Origin of the sequence: Citrobacter sp. Cb031 (assembly GCF_030336725.1) — a bacterium.
Classification (GTDB): domain Bacteria; phylum Pseudomonadota; class Gammaproteobacteria; order Enterobacterales; family Enterobacteriaceae; genus Citrobacter; species Citrobacter braakii.
The window spans coordinates 41,208-59,541 of record NZ_JAOWDA010000033.1 but is presented as its reverse complement, the minus strand read 5'-3'; the positions used below and the strand labels follow the sequence as shown (position 1 = coordinate 59,541).

Annotated in this window: 18 protein-coding genes; 9 read left to right on the top strand and 9 right to left on the bottom strand. The window is 53.0% G+C overall.

Annotated features, from left to right (window positions below; all coding sequences use genetic code 11):
* Positions 1-24 precede the first annotated feature (24 nt).
* From dnaE to tilS, 5 genes are all read left to right on the top strand, one after another.
* The gene (dnaE, locus tag OGV93_RS14030; RefSeq protein ID WP_016151769.1) at positions 25-3,507 is read left to right on the top strand and encodes a DNA polymerase III subunit alpha; all 3,483 of its coding nucleotides are present in this window, start codon (positions 25-27) and stop codon (positions 3,505-3,507) included.
* Between the two features lie 12 nt (positions 3,508-3,519).
* On the top strand, positions 3,520-4,479 hold the full coding sequence (accA, locus tag OGV93_RS14025; protein ID WP_003018513.1) for an acetyl-CoA carboxylase carboxyl transferase subunit alpha: 960 nt from the start codon (positions 3,520-3,522) through the stop codon (positions 4,477-4,479).
* Between the two features lie 99 nt (positions 4,480-4,578).
* Positions 4,579-6,717 (top strand): lysine decarboxylase LdcC, encoded by a 2,139-nt coding sequence (ldcC, locus tag OGV93_RS14020; protein ID WP_016151770.1) that lies wholly within the window; start codon positions 4,579-4,581, stop codon positions 6,715-6,717.
* Positions 6,718-6,783: 66 nt separating this feature from the next.
* The gene (locus OGV93_RS14015; protein WP_016151771.1) at positions 6,784-7,173 is read left to right on the top strand and encodes a VOC family protein; all 390 of its coding nucleotides are present in this window, start codon (positions 6,784-6,786) and stop codon (positions 7,171-7,173) included.
* A gap of 61 nt (positions 7,174-7,234) precedes the next feature.
* Positions 7,235-8,527 (top strand): tRNA lysidine(34) synthetase TilS, encoded by a 1,293-nt coding sequence (tilS, locus tag OGV93_RS14010; protein ID WP_287109623.1) that lies wholly within the window; start codon positions 7,235-7,237, stop codon positions 8,525-8,527.
* A gap of 54 nt (positions 8,528-8,581) precedes the next feature.
* On the opposite strand, the gene rof is transcribed toward tilS, so the two are convergent.
* Positions 8,582-8,842: a Rho-binding antiterminator gene (gene rof, locus OGV93_RS14005; protein WP_016151773.1), complete on the bottom strand. Its 261-nt coding sequence runs from the start codon at positions 8,840-8,842 to the stop codon at positions 8,582-8,584.
* Positions 8,829-9,029 carry a YaeP family protein gene (locus OGV93_RS14000; RefSeq protein ID WP_003018499.1) on the bottom strand — a complete coding sequence of 67 codons (201 nt, stop codon included), beginning with the start codon at positions 9,027-9,029 and terminating at the stop codon, positions 8,829-8,831. The genes rof and OGV93_RS14000 overlap by 14 nt, the downstream gene beginning before the upstream one ends.
* A 188-nt stretch (positions 9,030-9,217) precedes the next feature.
* Between OGV93_RS14000 and OGV93_RS13995 the strand changes: the two genes are divergently transcribed.
* The 3 genes from OGV93_RS13995 to nlpE are packed head-to-tail and all read left to right on the top strand — an operon-like array spanning position 9,218 to position 10,914.
* Entirely contained in the window at positions 9,218-9,760 is a 543-nt protein-coding gene (locus OGV93_RS13995) for a YaeQ family protein (protein WP_161623123.1), read from the top strand.
* Positions 9,760-10,182 (top strand): alternative ribosome rescue aminoacyl-tRNA hydrolase ArfB, encoded by a 423-nt coding sequence (gene arfB, locus OGV93_RS13990; protein WP_287109622.1) that lies wholly within the window; start codon positions 9,760-9,762, stop codon positions 10,180-10,182. Before OGV93_RS13995 ends, arfB begins: the two co-directional genes overlap by 1 nt.
* A gap of 30 nt (positions 10,183-10,212) precedes the next feature.
* Positions 10,213-10,914: an envelope stress response activation lipoprotein NlpE gene (gene nlpE, locus OGV93_RS13985; RefSeq protein WP_087121852.1), complete on the top strand. Its 702-nt coding sequence runs from the start codon at positions 10,213-10,215 to the stop codon at positions 10,912-10,914.
* Between the two features lie 47 nt (positions 10,915-10,961).
* On the opposite strand, the gene OGV93_RS13980 is transcribed toward nlpE, so the two are convergent.
* From OGV93_RS13980 to metN, 7 genes are all read right to left on the bottom strand, one after another.
* On the bottom strand, positions 10,962-11,786 hold the full coding sequence (locus OGV93_RS13980; protein ID WP_047358506.1) for a YaeF family permuted papain-like enzyme: 825 nt from the start codon (positions 11,784-11,786) through the stop codon (positions 10,962-10,964).
* A gap of 52 nt (positions 11,787-11,838) precedes the next feature.
* Positions 11,839-13,557, bottom strand: a complete 1,719-nt coding sequence (gene proS / locus OGV93_RS13975) for a proline--tRNA ligase (RefSeq protein WP_016151778.1) — start codon at positions 13,555-13,557, stop codon at positions 11,839-11,841.
* 113 nt (positions 13,558-13,670) lie between these two features.
* Positions 13,671-14,378, bottom strand: coding sequence for a tRNA (N6-threonylcarbamoyladenosine(37)-N6)-methyltransferase TrmO (gene tsaA / locus OGV93_RS13970; protein ID WP_016155737.1), 708 nt, complete (start codon positions 14,376-14,378; stop codon positions 13,671-13,673).
* A complete protein-coding gene (gene rcsF, locus OGV93_RS13965) occupies positions 14,375-14,779 on the bottom strand; it encodes an envelope stress sensor lipoprotein RcsF (protein WP_016151780.1) in 405 nt (134 codons plus the stop codon). Before rcsF ends, tsaA begins: the two co-directional genes overlap by 4 nt.
* Before the next feature lie 116 nt (positions 14,780-14,895).
* Complete coding sequence (metQ, locus tag OGV93_RS13960; protein ID WP_006686809.1) at positions 14,896-15,711, bottom strand: methionine ABC transporter substrate-binding lipoprotein MetQ; 816 nt, start codon at positions 15,709-15,711, stop codon at positions 14,896-14,898.
* A gap of 44 nt (positions 15,712-15,755) precedes the next feature.
* Complete coding sequence (locus OGV93_RS13955) at positions 15,756-16,409, bottom strand: methionine ABC transporter permease MetI (RefSeq protein WP_016151781.1); 654 nt, start codon at positions 16,407-16,409, stop codon at positions 15,756-15,758.
* The gene (gene metN / locus OGV93_RS13950) at positions 16,402-17,433 is read right to left on the bottom strand and encodes a methionine ABC transporter ATP-binding protein MetN (protein WP_016151782.1); all 1,032 of its coding nucleotides are present in this window, start codon (positions 17,431-17,433) and stop codon (positions 16,402-16,404) included. The genes OGV93_RS13955 and metN overlap by 8 nt, the downstream gene beginning before the upstream one ends.
* 189 nt (positions 17,434-17,622) lie before the next feature.
* On the opposite strand from metN, the gene gmhB reads away from it, so the two are divergent.
* On the top strand, positions 17,623-18,189 hold the full coding sequence (gene gmhB / locus OGV93_RS13945; protein WP_016151783.1) for a D-glycero-beta-D-manno-heptose 1,7-bisphosphate 7-phosphatase: 567 nt from the start codon (positions 17,623-17,625) through the stop codon (positions 18,187-18,189).
* The last annotated feature ends 145 nt before the right edge of the window (positions 18,190-18,334 follow it).

The following is an 18,334-nucleotide window of genomic DNA, read 5'->3' as shown; positions in this document are numbered from 1 at the left end:
TTCTTGTGTCGAAGGAATCTGAAGATGTCTGAACCTCGTTTCGTCCACCTGCGGGTGCACAGCGACTACTCCATGATCGATGGGCTGGCGAAAACCGGGCCGCTGGTGAAAAAGGCGGCCGCGTTAGGCATGCCTGCGCTGGCGATCACCGATTTTACCAACCTGTGTGGTCTGGTGAAGTTTTACGGAGCGGGTCACGGTGCGGGTATCAAGCCGATAGTTGGCGCAGATTTTCATGTCCGTAGCGAACTGCTGGGCGATGAACTCACGCAGCTCACCGTGCTGGCCGCAAACAATACCGGCTATCAGAATCTGACGTTGTTGATATCGAAAGCCTATCAGCGTGGTTATGGCGCAGAAGGGCCGGTCATCGACCGGGATTGGCTGGCCGAGTTAAAAGAAGGTTTGATTTTGCTCTCCGGCGGCCGCATGGGCGACGTTGGGCGCAGCCTGCTGCGCGGTAATAGCGCACTGGTTGATGAGTGCGTAGCGTTTTACGAAGAACATTTTCCAAATTGCTACTTCCTCGAGCTTATCCGTACCGGTAGGCAAGATGAAGAAAATTATCTGCATGCAGCGGTAGAACTGGCGGAAAGGCGTGGTCTTCCGGTGGTGGCGACCAACGATGTTCGTTTCCTTGAAACCGGTGATTTTGACGCGCATGAAATCCGCGTGGCAATCCATGACGGGTTCACCCTTGACGACCCGAAACGCCCGCGTAATTATTCGCCGCAGCAGTACATGCGTAGCGAAGATGAGATGTGCGAGCTGTTTTCCGATATTCCGGAAGCGCTGCAAAACACCGTTGAGATAGCTAAGCGCTGTAACGTGACGGTACGTCTGGGTGAGTATTTCCTGCCACAATTCCCGACCGGTGATATGACCACCGAGGATTTCCTCGTGGCGAAATCGCGCGAAGGTCTGGAAGAGCGTCTGGCGTTTTTGTTCCCGGACCCTGAAGTTCGCGCGCAGAAGCGCCCGCCTTATGACGAACGTCTGGAAGTTGAACTGAAAGTTATCAACCAGATGGGATTCCCTGGCTACTTCCTGATCGTGATGGAATTTATCCAGTGGTCGAAAGATAACGGCGTACCGGTAGGCCCTGGACGTGGTTCCGGTGCCGGCTCGCTTGTCGCCTATGCGCTGAAAATTACCGACCTGGATCCGCTGGAATTTGACCTGCTGTTCGAACGTTTCCTGAACCCGGAACGTGTCTCAATGCCCGACTTCGACGTTGACTTCTGTATGGAGAAACGCGACCGGGTAATTGAACACGTGGCGGAAATGTACGGTCGTGATGCGGTTTCGCAGATTATTACCTTCGGTACGATGGCGGCCAAAGCGGTTATCCGCGACGTGGGGCGCGTGCTGGGACACCCGTACGGCTTCGTTGACCGTATTTCGAAACTGGTGCCGCCCGATCCGGGCATGACGCTGGCAAAAGCCTTTGAAGCCGAACCCCAACTGCCGGAAATCTATGAGGCAGATGAAGAGGTTAAAGCGCTGATCGATATGGCGCGTAAGCTGGAAGGCGTCACGCGTAACGCCGGTAAACACGCCGGTGGTGTAGTTATCGCGCCGACCAAAATTACCGATTTTGCGCCGCTGTACTGCGATGAACAGGGGCTGCACCCGGTTACTCAGTTTGATAAGAACGACGTGGAATATGCCGGCCTTGTGAAGTTCGACTTCCTCGGCCTGCGTACGCTCACCATCATCAACTGGGCGCTGGAAATGATTAACGCGCGCCGTGAAAAGAACGGCGAGCCGCCGCTGGATATCGCCGCTATCCCGCTGGATGACAAGAAAAGCTTCGACATGCTGCAACGCTCGGAGACCACGGCGGTCTTCCAGCTTGAATCCCGCGGCATGAAAGATCTTATCAAACGTCTGCAGCCTGACTGCTTCGAAGATATGATCGCCCTGGTGGCCCTGTTCCGTCCTGGTCCGCTACAGTCGGGGATGGTAGATAACTTTATCGACCGTAAGCATGGTCGCGAAGAGATTTCCTACCCGGACGTACAATGGCAGCATGAGTGTCTGAAACCGGTACTGGAGCCGACCTACGGCATTATCCTGTATCAGGAACAGGTTATGCAGATTGCCCAGGAGCTGTCCGGATATACCCTTGGCGGTGCGGACATGTTGCGTCGTGCGATGGGTAAGAAAAAGCCGGAAGAGATGGCTAAGCAGCGCGGCACCTTTGAAGAAGGGGCGAAAAAGCGCGGCGTCGACGGCGAACTGGCGATGAAAATCTTTGACCTGGTGGAGAAATTCGCCGGTTACGGATTTAACAAATCGCACTCCGCTGCCTATGCGCTGGTCTCTTACCAGACGCTATGGCTGAAGGCGCATTACCCCGCCGAGTTTATGGCGGCGGTAATGACCGCCGATATGGATAACACCGAGAAAGTGGTCGGGCTGGTGGATGAATGCTGGCGTATGGGGCTCAAAATCCTGCCGCCGGACATCAACTCCGGGCTTTATCATTTTCACGTGAATGATGATGGCGAAATTGTCTATGGCATCGGCGCGATAAAAGGCGTGGGTGAAGGGCCAATTGAAGCTATTATTGAGGCGCGCAACGAAGGCGGTTACTTCCGCGAGCTGTTTGATCTCTGTGCGCGCACGGACATCAAAAAACTCAACCGCCGGGTGCTGGAAAAGTTAATCATGTCCGGGGCGTTTGACCGCCTTGGCCCACATCGCGCGGCGTTGATGAATTCGCTCAACGATGCGCTAAAAGCCGCCGATCAGCATGCGAAAGCTGAGGCAACGGGTCAGGCGGACATGTTTGGCGTGCTGGCTGAAGAGCCTGAACAAATTGAACAGTCTTATGCTAACTGTACACCGTGGCCGGAGCAGGTGGTATTAGAGGGGGAACGTGAAACGTTAGGGCTTTACCTGACGGGACACCCCATCAACCAGTATTTAAAAGAAATTGAGCGCTATGTTGGAGGCCACAGGCTGAAAGACATGCATCCGACAGAACGTGGTAAAGTCACCACGGCTGCGGGGCTCGTCATTGCTGCGCGGGTAATGGTCACCAAGCGCGGCAATCGTATCGGCATCTGTACCCTGGATGACCGTTCCGGGCGTCTGGAAGTTATGTTGTTTACCGATGCTCTGGATAAATACCAGCAATTGCTGGAAAAAGACCGCATACTTATCGTCAGCGGACAGGTCAGCTTTGATGACTTCAGCGGCGGGCTTAAAATGATGGCCCGTGAAGTCATGGATATTGACGAAGCCCGGGAAAAATATGCTCGCGGGCTTGCTATCTCGCTGACGGACAGGCAAATTGATGACCAGCTTTTAAACCGACTCCGTCAGTCTCTGGAACCCCACCGCTCGGGGACAATTCCAGTACATCTCTACTATCAGAGGGCGGATGCACGTGCGCGATTGCGTTTTGGCGCAACGTGGCGTGTCTCTCCGAGCGATCGTTTGCTAAACGATCTCCGTGGCCTTATTGGTTCGGAGCAGGTGGAACTGGAGTTTGACTAATACAGGAATACTATGAGTCTGAATTTCCTTGATTTTGAACAGCCGATTGCAGAGCTGGAAGCAAAAATCGATTCTCTGACTGCGGTTAGCCGTCAGGATGAGAAACTGGATATTAACATCGATGAAGAAGTGCATCGTCTGCGTGAAAAAAGCGTAGAGCTGACGCGTAAAATCTTCGCCGATCTTGGCGCATGGCAGGTAGCCCAACTGGCGCGCCATCCACAGCGTCCGTACACCCTGGATTATGTCCGCCTGGCATTTGATGAATTTGATGAGCTGGCGGGCGATCGTGCCTATGCGGATGATAAAGCTATTGTCGGCGGCATCGCGCGTCTGGATGGCCGTCCGGTGATGATCATTGGTCATCAGAAAGGCCGTGAGACCAAAGAAAAAATTCGTCGTAATTTCGGCATGCCGGCACCGGAAGGCTATCGCAAAGCGCTGCGTCTGATGGAAATGGCCGAGCGTTTCAATATGCCGATCATTACTTTCATCGACACCCCAGGGGCTTATCCGGGCGTGGGCGCGGAAGAACGTGGTCAGTCTGAAGCGATTGCGCGCAACCTGCGTGAAATGTCGCGTCTGAGCGTACCGGTAATCTGCACCGTTATTGGTGAAGGTGGTTCCGGCGGCGCGCTGGCGATCGGCGTAGGCGATAAAGTGAATATGCTGCAATACAGCACCTATTCCGTTATCTCCCCGGAAGGCTGTGCCTCCATTCTGTGGAAAAGCGCCGACAAAGCGCCGCTGGCCGCAGAAGCAATGGGGATTATCGCGCCGCGTCTGAAAGAGCTGAAGCTTATCGACTCTATCATCCCGGAACCGCTGGGCGGCGCGCACCGCAACCCGGAAGTGATGGCTGCGTCCCTGAAAGCACAGCTGCTGGCCGATCTCGCCGACCTCGACGTGTTAAGCAAAGATGATTTGAAAAACCGTCGTTACCAGCGTCTGATGAGCTACGGTTACGCGTAAACTGCATTAATTCTGAAAAGGGCCACAACGCTGTGGCCCTTTTTTTTACCTGTGGTTTCACCAGGCTATGATTAACTAAGGTTTTTCCAGGAGGAACGCATGAATATCATTGCCATCATGGGACCGCATGGCGTCTTTTATAAAGATGAGCCCATCAAGGAACTTGAGCGTGCGCTGCAACAGCAGGGGTTTCAGATTATCTGGCCGCAGAATAGCGTCGACCTGCTTAAGTTTATCGAACATAACCCACGAATTTGCGGTGTCATTTTTGACTGGGATGAATACAGCCTGGATCTGTGCAGTGACATCAACCAGCTCAACGAGTACCTCCCGCTCTACGCCTTTATTAATACTCATTCGACGATGGATGTCAGCGCGCACGACCTGCGCATGGCACTGTGGTTTTTTGAGTATGCGCTGGGCCAGTCTGAAGATATTGCAACCCGCATCCGTCAGTACACCAGCGAATACCTCGATAACATCACGCCTCCTTTCACCAAGGCGCTGTTTACCTATGTGAAGGAAGGAAAGTACACCTTCTGCACGCCCGGACATATGGCGGGAACGGCGTATCAGAAAAGCCCGGTAGGCTGCCTGTTCTATGATTTCTTTGGCGGCAATACGCTGAAGGCCGACGTGTCTATTTCCGTGACTGAACTGGGTTCGCTGCTGGATCATACCGGCCCGCATCTGGAAGCGGAGGAGTATATCGCGCGCACCTTTGGCGCCGAGCAGAGCTATATGGTGACCAACGGCACCTCGACGTCGAACAAGATTGTCGGCATGTATGCCGCGCCTTCAGGCAGTACGCTACTGATTGATCGCAACTGCCATAAGTCGCTGGCGCATTTGCTAATGATGAGCGATGTGGTGCCAATCTGGCTGAAGCCTACGCGCAATGCGCTGGGGATCCTCGGCGGTATACCTCGTCGGGAATTCACCCGCGCAAGCATTGAACGCAAGGTAGAAGAGACCCCTCAGGCACTATGGCCGGTACACGCGGTGATCACCAACTCCACCTATGACGGCCTGTTGTATAACACCAACTGGATCAAGCAAACCCTGGATGTGCCCTCCATTCATTTTGATTCTGCCTGGGTGCCGTATACCCATTTTCACCCGATCTATCAGGGGAAAAGTGGGATGAGCGGCGAACGGGTGCCAGGGAAAGTGATTTTTGAAACCCAGTCAACCCACAAGATGCTGGCGGCACTATCACAGGCTTCTCTGATCCACATTAAGGGCGACTACGACGAAGAGACGTTCAACGAAGCCTTTATGATGCACACTTCCACTTCCCCGAGCTACCCGATTGTCGCGTCGATAGAAACGGCGGCGGCAATGCTGCGTGGCAATTCAGGCAAGCGGTTAATCAATCGTTCGGTGGAGCGGGCGCTGCATTTCCGTAAAGAAGTGCAGCGGCTACGCGAAGAGTCGGACGGCTGGTTCTTTGATATCTGGCAGCCGGAAAGGGTAGATGAAGCGGAGTGCTGGCCGGTAGCGCCTGGTGAAGACTGGCACGGATTTGTTGATGCTGACGCCGACCATATGTTCCTCGACCCGGTGAAGGTCACCATTCTTACGCCGGGAATGGATGAACAGGGAAATATGAGTGAAGAGGGGATCCCTGCGGCGCTGGTGGCGAAATTCCTTGATGAGCGCGGCGTCGTTGTCGAGAAAACGGGACCGTATAATCTGTTGTTCCTGTTCAGTATTGGCATTGATAAAACCCGGGCGATGGGGCTACTGCGCGGCCTGACGGAATTTAAACGCTCGTACGATCTGAATTTACGCGTGAAAAATATGCTGCCGGATCTGTATGCCGAGGATCCCGATTTCTATCGTAATATGCGTATTCAGGATCTGGCGCAGGGGATCCATAAGCTGATCCGCCAGCACGATCTCTCCGGGCTGATGCTGCGGGCATTTGATACCTTACCGGAAATGAAAATGACCCCGCACCAGGCCTGGCAGCGGCAGATCAAAGGTGAGGTCGAAACGGTGGCGCTCGATCAACTGGTGGGGCGCATTTCTGCCAATATGATTCTGCCTTATCCTCCCGGTGTGCCGCTCTTGATGCCCGGGGAAATGATCACGGCCAAAAGTCGGGCTGTACTCGATTTTCTGCTGATGTTGTGTTCAGTGGGCCATCACTATCCTGGATTTGAAACCGATATCCATGGCGCTAAACTGGGTGAAGATGGCGTGTATCGCGTGCGAGTCCTAAAAATGGCATGACGACTTGCGTGAACCCATTACGCACGAGTAACGTGCTGGCAGAAAAACGAAAGAGGCGATGACGCTATGCTGGGATTAAAACAGGTTCACCATATTGCCATTATTGCGACGGACTACGCGGCGAGTAAGGCATTTTACTGTGATGTGCTGGGCTTTACGCTAATCAGCGAAGCCTACAGGGAAGAACGTGACTCGTGGAAGGGTGATCTGGCATTGAACGGTCAGTATGTGATTGAGCTTTTTTCTTTTCCATTTCCGCCTTGCCGTCCGAGCCGACCGGAAGCCTGCGGTTTACGCCATCTGGCGTTCAGCGTAGATGACGTGGAAAAAGCGATCGCGCATCTGGAAGCTCACCACGTGAAGTGCGAATCCGTGCGTATCGATCCGTTTACCGGCAAACGCTTTACGTTTTTTAACGATCCGGACGGATTACCGCTCGAACTGTACGAGCTGTAAGTCTTATCATTGTGGCATTAGCCTGGCAATGTGCCGGGCAATGCCCTTGTAAGTAACCATCATGACGACACTCACGCTGAACACTTCACTGCTGAATTCTCAATCGATTCTGGTCGCCTTTAGCGGCGGGCTGGACTCCACCGTGCTGCTGCATCAGCTGGTACTGTGGCGAGCGCAAAATCCTGAGGTTGCCTTGCGCGCAATCCATATTCATCACGGATTAAGCCCGCAGGCAGACAGTTGGGTGCAACACTGTGAGTCGGTATGCGCACAGTGGCAGGTGCCGCTGGTGGTTGAACGGGTCCATCTTGAGGATGATGGTTTGGGCATCGAAGCTCAGGCGCGACGCGCGCGCTATCAGGCATTTGCGCAGATCTTACTACCGGGTGAAGTGCTGATGACCGCCCAGCATCTCGACGACCAGTGTGAAACCTTTCTACTGGCGCTTAAACGCGGCAGTGGTCCTGCCGGGCTCTCCGCCATGGGCGAAAGCTCACCATTTGCCGGAACCCAACTGATTCGACCGCTGCTGGCGCAAACGCGAGAGGCGCTTGAAGCATGGGCGCGACAGCATGAATTATGCTGGATCGAAGATGAAAGTAATCAGGATGATGCCTACGATCGCAATTTTCTCAGATTGCGCGTTACCCCCTTGCTCCAACAGCGATGGCCGCACTTCGCGCAAGCCGCAGCCCGTAGCGCCGCGCTGTGCGCCGAGCAGGAGAGTTTACTGGATGAACTGCTGGCCAACGATTTAGCCGACTGCGTGACTGCCCAAGGCACACTGTTACTGGCACCGTTAATGATGATGAGTAGTGTGCGGCGTGCCGCTCTGCTTCGTCGCTGGCTGGCGGGGTTAAATGCGCCGATGCCTTCCCGTGACGGGCTGGAACGTATCTGGCAGGAAGTGGCGTTGGCGCGAGAAGATGCTTCCCCCTGTTTTCGTCTAGGAGAATATGAGGTCCGTCGCTATCAGTCACAGCTATGGTGGGTTAAATCGGTCGACGGGCAAAGCGAAACAGTCATCCCGTGGTCATGCCGGGAAACGCCGTTGACGCTGCCAGCTGGGTTAGGCTCGGTGCAGCTAATCTCTGCTGGCGAATTGCGCATGCCGCAAGCAGGTGAAGCCGTCAGTATTCGTTTTAAAGCGCCAGGCGTATTGCATATTGTCGGGCGTAACGGTGGACGTAAATTAAAGAAAATCTGGCAGGAGCAGGGGATCCCGCCCTGGCGACGAGATACCACGCCGTTGTTGTTTTACGGTGAAACGTTGATTGCGGCTGCGGGTGTTTTTGTGACGCGTGAGGGTGCGGCGGTAGATGAAGAAGGTATGAGTCTGATTTGGCATGCCTGATGGCGGTGCGATTATCAGGCCTGGTCATTTAGGCCTGATAAGGTGCAAGAAAAGTTAAGATTCGCTGACGACCACGGTACCGATTTGCGGGTGGCTGAAGCTGGCAATTTTATCGAGACGAAGCTCCCGGATTTCACCTGCGACATCTGCGACCAGATACTCCACGTTTTTGCGTGAAACCAGGTCATTCGCTTTCGCCTGCAAAACTTCGCCATCTTTTAGCGCCAGCGTCAGTAACAAATGGTTCTGGCAGGCGAGTTCAAGATTGTCGTAATCATCACAATTGATGGGTTGATACGTTTCATTCATTGACATAATCGCTCACCAGTAAGTTGGCGGCAGCATAGGCCGCTTTTTCCCTGACCGACTCTGGAAGGGCGCTGTCTGCCGCCACTTCATTAAGCACCTTCAATACGCAACCCAGCGCATCCGGGATATACCCTAAGTCTCCGCTGGCGATTTCCGCGTACCGCTTGCGTATTAACTCACAATATTTTTCCACATGCCCTCCTGTCAGCACTCTGACTTAACCGTGGATGCAAGTCTAAGCCTACGAAGATAAACTCTGTTTAGCAAGGTGACTATACCATACTCATTCAAGCAATATCAGCGCCTTGATTGAGGAGCTGTTAGCAGCCTTTTGCGGCAGTTTTCGCTACAATGAGCGCCTGATTCGAAAGGAGTTCTCTCATGGCGCTTAAAGCGACAATTTATAAAGCCGTCGTCAACGTAGCGGATCTCGACCGCAACCAGTTCCTTGACGCGGCCTTGACGCTGGCGCGTCATCCCTCTGAAACCCAGGAGCGCATGATGCTGCGCCTGCTGGCCTGGATTAAATATGCCGATGAACGGCTGCAGTTCACGCGTGGCCTGAGTGCTGAAGACGAGCCTGAAGCATGGCTGCGTAACGACCATCTGGGCATCGATCTCTGGATTGAACTGGGTCTGCCGGATGAGCGTCGTATTAAAAAAGCCTGTACCCAGTCTGGTGAGGTTGCCCTGTTTACTTACAACAGCCGTGCGGCCCAGATCTGGTGGCAGCAAAACCAGAGCAAGTGTGCGCAGTTTAAAAATCTCACCGTGTGGTATCTGGATGATGAACAGTTGGCGCAACTGAGTGATTTTGCTGGTCGTACAATGGCGCTGCAGGCAACTATCCAGGATGGCGCTATCTGGCTGTCTGATTCTCAGAACAATCTGGAAATTCATCTGACCGCGTGGCAGCCGCGTTGATGATTGTTATCTCCCGAAACGTCTCTATCCCTGACAGTGAGCTGGAAATCACGGCGATTCGGGCACAGGGCGCGGGCGGTCAGCGCGTTAACAAGACCTCCACGGCTATCCATTTGCGCTTTGACATTCGGGCCTCAGGCCTGCCAGAGTATTACAAGGAACGTCTGCTGGCCGCCAGCCATCATCTGATTAGCAGCGATGGCGTTATTATCATAAAGGCGCAGGAATACCGTAGCCAGGAGCTAAATCGGGAAGCGGCAATCTCCCGACTGGTGGCGGTGATAAAAGAATTAACCGCGGTGCAAAAAAGCCGACAGGCAACACGTCCTACGCGCGCCTCGAAAGAGCGCAGGTTGTCATCGAAGGCGCAAAAATCCACAGTGAAAGCACTGCGTGGGAGAGTTCGTCGAACGCAAGACTGACGAGCGGGAATAAAAAATTATAAGGAATTCATAGTGAAAACAGCAATATTGTCCGTGGTCGCTGCATGCACGCTTTTTTCCTTGATCGGCTGTAACAACCGTACTGAAGTCGATGTACTACAGCCGACGCGGGCGGCAGAATTAAAACCGATGCAGCAAAGCTGGCGTGGCATTTTGCCTTGCGCGGACTGCGAAGGAATTGAAACCTCTCTGTTCCTGGAAAAAGACGGCACATGGGTGATGAATGAACGCTATCAGGGCGTGCGAGATGAACCGTCCTCCTTTGCTTCTTATGGTACATGGGCGCGCACTGCCGATAAGCTGGTGCTGACTGACAGCAAAGGTGAGAAGTCGTACTACCGGGCAAAAGGTGAAGCGCTGGAGATGCTGGATCGTGAAGGTAACCCGATTGAGTCACAGTTCAACTACACGCTTGAGCCAGTTTCCGCCAGCTTACCGGTGACGCCAATGCCGATGCGGGGGATGTACTTCTATATGGCTGACGCGGCAACTTTCACTGATTGTGCGACGGGTAAAAGAGTCTCTGTCGCGAACAATGCACAACTGGAGCGAGATTATCTGACTGCGCGTGGTGCAACGGATAAGGCAGTTCTGCTTACTGTGGAAGGGCACTTCACGATGGAAGAAAATCCTGATACGGGCACACCAGTGAAAACCTTAAGAGCGGATAAAGAAATTAAGTTTATCCCTGGCCAGAGTTGCGATGATTAATCTGCAGCTTATAAAAACTGTCCGGGCGATCGCCGGACAGTTTTTCCTTATCGGATCAATCCAACAAAACGGCTGGTTTTGATATAAATCCCTAACTTCAGGTGGCCGATATACTGTAGCTGCGTTTCAGACTTAAACGCGGAAATGTCACCTTCGCGCATATGCATCAGGTCGGAAGGGCTAATCCAACCCGGCTGCGCCATTGTTAGCGGATGCCCGGCTGTGGCAAACGCATCGGTTACAAATTCGGAGCAAAACCACGCCTTCTTTTCTCCTTCACTGGTATTGTTCAACTGTGCTTTTGCCAGCCCGCTGACGCATTGCTGGCGAAAATCCTCTGAGAAAGGATTCAATGAACATATTTGCCGGGTCACCATAAACGGAATAAATTCGACGATGCCGCGGTAGTTATAGCCGCTATCTTTGATTTTATAAGCGAATGTTTTGATTTCTTCGGCCTGCTGCGGTGTGAGGTTGGGGACCCGCAGAGCAAAAAGCTTATCGCTGTGATTTTCAGCCTTTTTGAGCGAAATGATTTGTACTCCCGCCCCAGTCGCTTCGGCAACTTCATTATCGCCAAGGTAAACGGCGACATGGCTGACAGAAGAGGTGCTGAACGCGCGAATACCAAATGAGGTCACCCCAAGACTGGAGGAGAACAGCAGGTCGCCCGGCCTGAGGTCGGTATCCGTAATTTCATGCAGCGCTTGATCGGTAAATGAGCTTTGATGCTGGAGTTTTACCTCCCATTTCTTTGCCTGGGCATCAACAGCCGTTGCTGATGAATTTTGCTGACTGACGTCAATCGTGCAGGCTGAAAGCAGAAGACCGAAGGGGAGGAGCAGGCGGTAATACGCCGTTGATTTAGCCATTTTATACAATCCATGTAAAAAAGGCCCTGATCCTCAGGGCCTTATGCTGGTATTAGCCTTTAATAGCTTTGACCAGGTAGTCGACGATGTCGCCGGTTTTAATCAGCTCTTTCTCGCCGTTACGACGGTATTTGTATTCGATATCGTCGTTGTCGAGGTTACGATCGCCCAGCACGATGGTATGCGGAATACCGATGAGCTCCATATCAGCAAACATCACGCCTGGACGCTCTTTACGATCGTCCATCAGCACTTCAATACCCTGCGCGCGCAGCTCCGCGTACAGCTTCTCAGCCAGCTCCTGCACACGGTAGGATTTGTGCATGTTCATCGGCAGAATAGCAACCTGGAACGGGGCAATGGCATCTGGCCATACAATGCCGCGATCGTCGTAGTTCTGTTCAATCGCGGCAGCCACAACGCGAGTGACCCCGATACCGTAGCAGCCCATGGTCAGCGTCTGGTTACGACCATCTTCTCCCTGAACGGCGGCTTTCATCGCTTCAGAGTACTTGGTACCCAACTGGAAGATATGGCCCACTTCGATACCGCGTTTGATCATCAGCGTACCTTTGCCATCCGGGCTTGGATCGCCGGCGACCACGTTACGAATGTCAGCCACTTCCGGGGTGGCCACGTCACGATCCCAGTTGATACCGAAATAGTGTTTACCGTCGATGTTGGCACCGGCAGCAAAATCGCTCATTACCGCAACGGTACGGTCGATAACCACCGGAATCGGCATGTTCACCGGACCCAGAGATCCTGGACCTGCTTTAACCAGCGCACGAATTTCTTCTTCGGTGGCGAAGGTCAGCGGGCTGGCAACCTGCGGCAGTTTTTCCGCCTTGACTTCGTTCAGCTCGTGATCGCCACGAACCAGCAGCGCAACCAGCGGGTAGCTGCTGCCTTCAACCGCTTTCACCAGCAGGGTTTTCACGGTTTTCTCGATAGGCAGGTTGAATTGTTCAACCAGCTCGGCGATGGTCTTAGCGTTCGGCGTATCAACCAGCGTCATTTCCTGTGTTGCAGCGGCGCGCGGTTCTTTCGGTGCAACAGCTTCGGCAAACTCGATGTTTGCCGCATAGTCGGAAGAGTCAGAGAAGATCACATCGTCTTCACCGCTCTGCGCCAGCACCTGGAATTCGTGAGAGGCGCTGCCGCCGATAGAACCGGTATCCGCTTGTACCGCACGGAAATCCAGCCCCATACGGCTGAAGATTTTGCTGTACGCAGCGTACATCGCGTCGTAGGTTTCCTGCAGAGATTCCTGAGAGGTGTGGAAAGAGTAGGCATCTTTCATCAGGAATTCGCGGGAACGCATCACGCCGAAGCGCGGACGCACTTCGTCACGGAATTTGGTCTGGATCTGATAGAAGTTCAGCGGCAGCTGTTTGTAGGAGCTCAGCTCATTACGGATCAGGTCGGTGATCACTTCTTCATGCGTTGGGCCGAGTACGAACGAACGATCGCCACGGTCAGCAATACGCAGCAGTTCCGGGCCGTATTGTTCCCAACGGCCGCTCTCTTCCCACAGTTCAGAAGGCTGAACGACCGGCATCAACACCTCGATCGCACCGGCGTTGTTCATCTCTTCACGCACGATGTTTTCGACTTTTTTCAGGACGCGCACGCCGGTCGGCAGCCAGGTATATAACCCGGAGGCCAGCTTGCGGATCATCCCGGCGCGCAGCATCAGCTGGTGGCTGATGACCTCGGCGTCGGCAGGTGTCTCCTTCAGAGTGGAGAGCAGATATTGGCTAGTACGCATGTTGTTACGGTTCCAGTTGAACGATCGAACAGGCTCAAAATGAGCCTGGCACAAAACAAAAGTGGTTTAGTTTACCAGCGAGAAGGGGATGTCAAAAGAGTACGCGATGCAAATTAGCGGGCTTCCAGAGCAAAGACCTCAAATCCTGACGGCGTCACGCGCCAGCGGACGTTAAAGTCCAGCAACCAGACGGCATAGGTTTTGCCTTCTTCCTCGTTTTTACGGTAGGCAGGACGCGGATCCTGCGCCAGCACTTCGGCAATAAACTGACGAAGATGCGGGTAACGCTGTTCGAGCTTTGGTAGTTGCTCAGCGAGCTCTTCACTGAACGTCACGTCTACACTGGCCTGCGGCGCGTCCTGAGCATAGCTGGCGCGAGCATCAGGCAGCGATTCGGCAAACGGCAAATACGGTTTTATATCCACTACCGGCGTGCCATCAACAAGATCCAGCCCGCCGAGCTCAAGGATTACGTGCTCTTTATGGCAACGGATGCCCCGCAGCTCAACCAACGACATGCCAACAGGGTTCGGACGAAACGTTGAACGCGTGGCAAAGACGCCCATTCTGGCATTGCCGCCAAGACGGGGAGGGCGCACGGTTGGACGCCATCCACCTTCCATTGTCTGGTGAAAAACAAAAATCACCCACAAATGGCTGAAGGCTTCCAGGCCGCGAACGGCATCGGCCTGGTTATAAGGTGCGAGCAAATGCAGTTCACCGTTGGCACTTTTCACCAGACCCGGCTGGCGTGGAACGGCGAACTTTTCTTTATAAGGTGAGCGGATAACGCCTATTTGCTCGAACTGAAAATGGCTCATTTCGCCGAAATGTTCAGTGCAGAACCGATGCAAACCGCCTGGCGATAGCAACCCGGCGTTCCGCTGGTTACTTCGCAACTGTGCAGCAATACCGCATTTGCTTTCATTTTAGATGCGTTAATCTGCATGCGTTTGCGTGCGGTTGGAATGCTCGGTGGAGAATCCTGGTTGGATGCCTGGCAGGATTCGCCGCTGACTTCGCCGAGATCGCGGAACGGTTTGCCAACTAAATCTTCAGCGTTAGTAATGATTCTTACCGGCGCCGCGCGCGGTGCTTTGGGTTTTTCCGGCTCCGCTTTAGGCGGGGTAGCGGTGCTTTGAACGGGTTCAACAGGGGATCTGCTTAACATAGAACAGCCGCTCAGCATGAGTGCTACTAAACAGATCGGTAAAGCACGCATAATATTTCCTCAATGAATGATCTAAACGTCAGATATTGAATCAGGTGCTTGCATAAATGACAAGACGGGCAAGCGCCCGTCCTGATGATATTACAGATTCTGGAAACAGCCTAAAATTACCAGCCCTTAACAGCACCGCCGTTGAAGACTTTGTTTGCTGCTTCGTACACTTCGTCAGACTGGTATGCCTGAACGAATTTCTTCACATTCTCAGCATCTTTATTGTCTTCACGAGTCACGATCAGGTTTACGTACGGAGAATCTTTATCTTCAACAAAGATACCGTCTTTAGCCGGGGTCAGGCCGATCTGGCTGGCGTAGGTCGTGTTGATGACCGCCAGTGCGATTTGCGCATCGTCCAGGGAACGCGGCAGCTGCGGCGCTTCCAGTTCAACCAGCTTCAGGTTTTTCGGGTTTTCAATCACGTCCAGCGCGGTCGGCAGCAGACCAACACCGTCTTTCAGTTTGATTAAGCCCACTTTTTGCAGCAGCAGCAGGGAGCGGCCAAGGTTAGTCGGATCGTTTGGAATCGCGACCTGAGAGCCTTCCTGCAACTCATCCAGTGATTTGATTTTTTTAGAGTAGCCCGCAATCGGGTAAACAAAAGTATTACCTGCGGCAACCAGTTTGTAGCCGCGATCTTTGATCTGTTGATCCAGGTACGGTTTGTGCTGGAAGGCGTTAGCATCAATATCGCCTTTGCTCAGTGCTTCGTTAGGCAGGACGTAATCGTTAAACGTGACCAGCTCAACGTCCAGACCGTATTTTTCTTTAGCCACTTTCTGCGCGACTTCTGCGACCTGCTGTTCTGCGCCAACAATAACGCCCACTTTGATGTGGTTAGGATCTTTTTCATCCTGACCGCAACCCACAAGTGCCAGAGAACCGATCAGGGCTCCAACTGCCGCAAAGGTTTTGAATTTGAACGCCATGCTTATTTCCTTTTCTTAATGAGTTTTTAGTGTTGTGTGCAACGTTATTTGTGCGTGACAGCCCGGACGATGCGATCACCGGATAACTGAATTAAATAAACCAGAATGACGAGCAATACCAGCACTGTATTCATGACGGTAGCGTTGTAGCCAATATAACCGTACTGATAACCAATCTGGCCAAGGCCACCGGCACCGACGGCACCGCCCATCGCGGAATACCCCACCAGCGTGATAAGGGTGATGGTGGCCGCATTGACCAGTCCAGGCAGTGCTTCTGGAAGTAATACCTTACGTACAATTTGCAGCGGCGTGGCGCCCATTGCACGGGAGGCTTCAATCAGCCCGGTCGGGATTTCGAGCAGCGCGTTTTCCACCATACGGGCGATAAACGGCGCGGCGCCGACGGTCAGCGGGACGATAGCGGCCTGCAGCCCAATAGAGGTGCCAACGATCATGCGGGTGAACGGAATCATCCACACCAGCAAGATAATGAACGGGATGGAACGGAAAATATTCACCAGTGCAGAGAGCGTGCGGTAGAGCTTCGCGTTCTCAATGATTTGCCCCGGCCGCGTTACGTACAGCAACACGCCAACCGGCAGGCCAATCACAAAACCAAAAAAACCGGACACAAAGGTCATTGCCAGCGTTTCCCATACGCCGCGAACCAGTAGCCACATCATCGGCTCAGACATAACCCAGTACCTCTACTTTTACATGGTGTTCCTGCAACCAGTTAATGGCTGCTTGCGTATCTTCCTGTGTGCCGTGCATTTCAGTCAGCATGATGCCGAACTTCACGCCGCCGGCGTAATCCATCTGCGCGCTAATAATGTTGTTATTCACGTTAAAGCGACGGGCCGTCTCAGAAAGTAATGGCGCATCAACCGAATGACCGGTGAATTCCATGCGCAGCATTGGCACGCTGTCGGCTTCTGGCTTTGCTTTTAAACGTTCCAGATAATCTTCCGGGATATCCAGGTGTAGCGTGGACTGGATAAATTTCTGTGCCAGCGGCGTTTTCGGGTGGGAGAACACTTCGCTGACGGTGTCCTGCTCAATCAGCTCACCATTACTGATGACCGCTACGCAGTCACAAATGCGTTTTACAACGTCCATCTCATGGGTGATCAGCAGAATGGTGAGTCCCAAACGACGGTTAATGTCTTTCAATAATTCCAGAATCGAGCGGGTTGTTGCCGGATCAAGTGCGCTGGTGGCTTCATCACACAGCAACACTTTTGGATTGCTGGCCAGCGCACGCGCAATCGCCACTCGCTGTTTTTGTCCGCCGGAAAGGTTGGCCGGGTAGCTGTCGTGCTTGTCGCCAAGGCCGACTAAATCCAGCAGTTCTGTTACACGGCGTTTGATCTCTTCCTTTGGCGTGTTATCCAGTTCCAGCGGCAGCGCGACGTTGCCAAACACGGTACGGGAAGAGAGCAGGTTAAAGTGTTGGAAAATCATGCCGATTTGACGGCGAGCTTTGGTCAGCTCGGATTCAGAAAGCGTCGTCAGCTCCTGACCGCCAACCTGAACACTGCCTTCGGTTGGGCGTTCAAGTAAGTTAACGCAGCGAATGAGCGTACTTTTACCGGCACCGGAGGCGCCAATGACGCCATAAATCTGCCCGGCAGGAACGTGCAGGCTGACTTTATTTAGCGCCTGAATGGTGCGAGTCCCCTGCTGGAACACTTTGGTGATATTCGAAAGTTTAATCATTGGTTATTTATTATCGTAATTAAGTTAGCCGTGGCATTTTCGTCTGTCTGGGACGGTCGAAGCCGTCAACAAGATGGATGTTAAGGCATCCAGACGTCTAAATCAATCTAGCTTTGCACGATGAGCACTTTCTTGCCCGCCGAAACATGCGATACTAGAGCCACATGCCTTATTCAGGAGCTATAAAAGGTGGCAAAATCTGTACCCGCAATTTTTCTCGACCGCGACGGCACCATTAATGTGGACCACGGTTACGTACATGAGATTGACGAGTTCGAGTTTATCGACGGCGTTATTGATGCCATGCGTGAACTTAAAAATATGGGTTACGCGCTCATTATCGTGACAAACCAGTCTGGTATCGCTCGTGGCAAATTTACTGAGGCACAGTTTGAAACGTTGACCGAATGGATGGACTGGTCGCTGGCCGATCGCGACGTTGATTTGGATGGTATCTACTATTGCCCGCATCATCCGCAGGGCACAGTAGAAGAGTATCGTCAGGTCTGCGACTGTCGTAAACCGCATCCTGGAATGTTGATCTCCGCCCGAGACTTCCTGCATATCGATATGGCCGCTTCCTATATGGTAGGCGACAAGATAGAAGATATGCAGGCAGCAGCAGCGGCGAATGTTGGAACGAAGGTTCTGGTGCGCACGGGTAAACCTGTTACGCCGGAAGCAGAAAATGCGGCAGATTTGGTCATAAACAGTCTGGCAGACCTGCCAATGGCGATAAAAAAGCAGCAAAAGTAAGCGCAATGGATAAAAGGTGAGCGGTTGAAACAAAAATGCATTTTTCCGCTTGTCTTCCTGAGTCGACTCCCTATAATGCGCCTCCATCGACACGGCGGATGTGAATCACTTCACACAAACAGCCGGTTCGGTTGAAGAGAAAAAC

Excerpts from the sequence above, each read along its gene's own strand:
- OGV93_RS13980 (WP_047358506.1), bottom strand. The coding sequence starts at position 11,786 with ATGGCTAAATCAACGGCGTATTACCGCCTGCTCCTCCCCTTCGGTCTT.
- OGV93_RS14015 (WP_016151771.1), top strand. The coding sequence starts at position 6,784 with ATGCTGGGATTAAAACAGGTTCACCATATTGCCATTATTGCGACGGAC.
- proS (WP_016151778.1), bottom strand. The coding sequence starts at position 13,557 with ATGCGTACTAGCCAATATCTGCTCTCCACTCTGAAGGAGACACCTGCC.
- OGV93_RS13955 (WP_016151781.1), bottom strand. The coding sequence starts at position 16,409 with ATGTCTGAGCCGATGATGTGGCTACTGGTTCGCGGCGTATGGGAAACG.
- rof (WP_016151773.1), bottom strand. The coding sequence starts at position 8,842 with ATGTCAATGAATGAAACGTATCAACCCATCAATTGTGATGATTACGAC.
- rcsF (WP_016151780.1), bottom strand. The coding sequence starts at position 14,779 with ATGCGTGCTTTACCGATCTGTTTAGTAGCACTCATGCTGAGCGGCTGT.
- tilS (WP_287109623.1), top strand. The coding sequence starts at position 7,235 with ATGACGACACTCACGCTGAACACTTCACTGCTGAATTCTCAATCGATT.
- arfB (WP_287109622.1), top strand. The coding sequence starts at position 9,760 with ATGATTGTTATCTCCCGAAACGTCTCTATCCCTGACAGTGAGCTGGAA.
- metN (WP_016151782.1), bottom strand. The coding sequence starts at position 17,433 with ATGATTAAACTTTCGAATATCACCAAAGTGTTCCAGCAGGGGACTCGC.
- tsaA (WP_016155737.1), bottom strand. The coding sequence starts at position 14,378 with ATGAGCCATTTTCAGTTCGAGCAAATAGGCGTTATCCGCTCACCTTAT.
- dnaE (WP_016151769.1), top strand. The coding sequence starts at position 25 with ATGTCTGAACCTCGTTTCGTCCACCTGCGGGTGCACAGCGACTACTCC.
- accA (WP_003018513.1), top strand. The coding sequence starts at position 3,520 with ATGAGTCTGAATTTCCTTGATTTTGAACAGCCGATTGCAGAGCTGGAA.
- ldcC (WP_016151770.1), top strand. The coding sequence starts at position 4,579 with ATGAATATCATTGCCATCATGGGACCGCATGGCGTCTTTTATAAAGAT.
- metQ (WP_006686809.1), bottom strand. The coding sequence starts at position 15,711 with ATGGCGTTCAAATTCAAAACCTTTGCGGCAGTTGGAGCCCTGATCGGT.
- OGV93_RS13995 (WP_161623123.1), top strand. The coding sequence starts at position 9,218 with ATGGCGCTTAAAGCGACAATTTATAAAGCCGTCGTCAACGTAGCGGAT.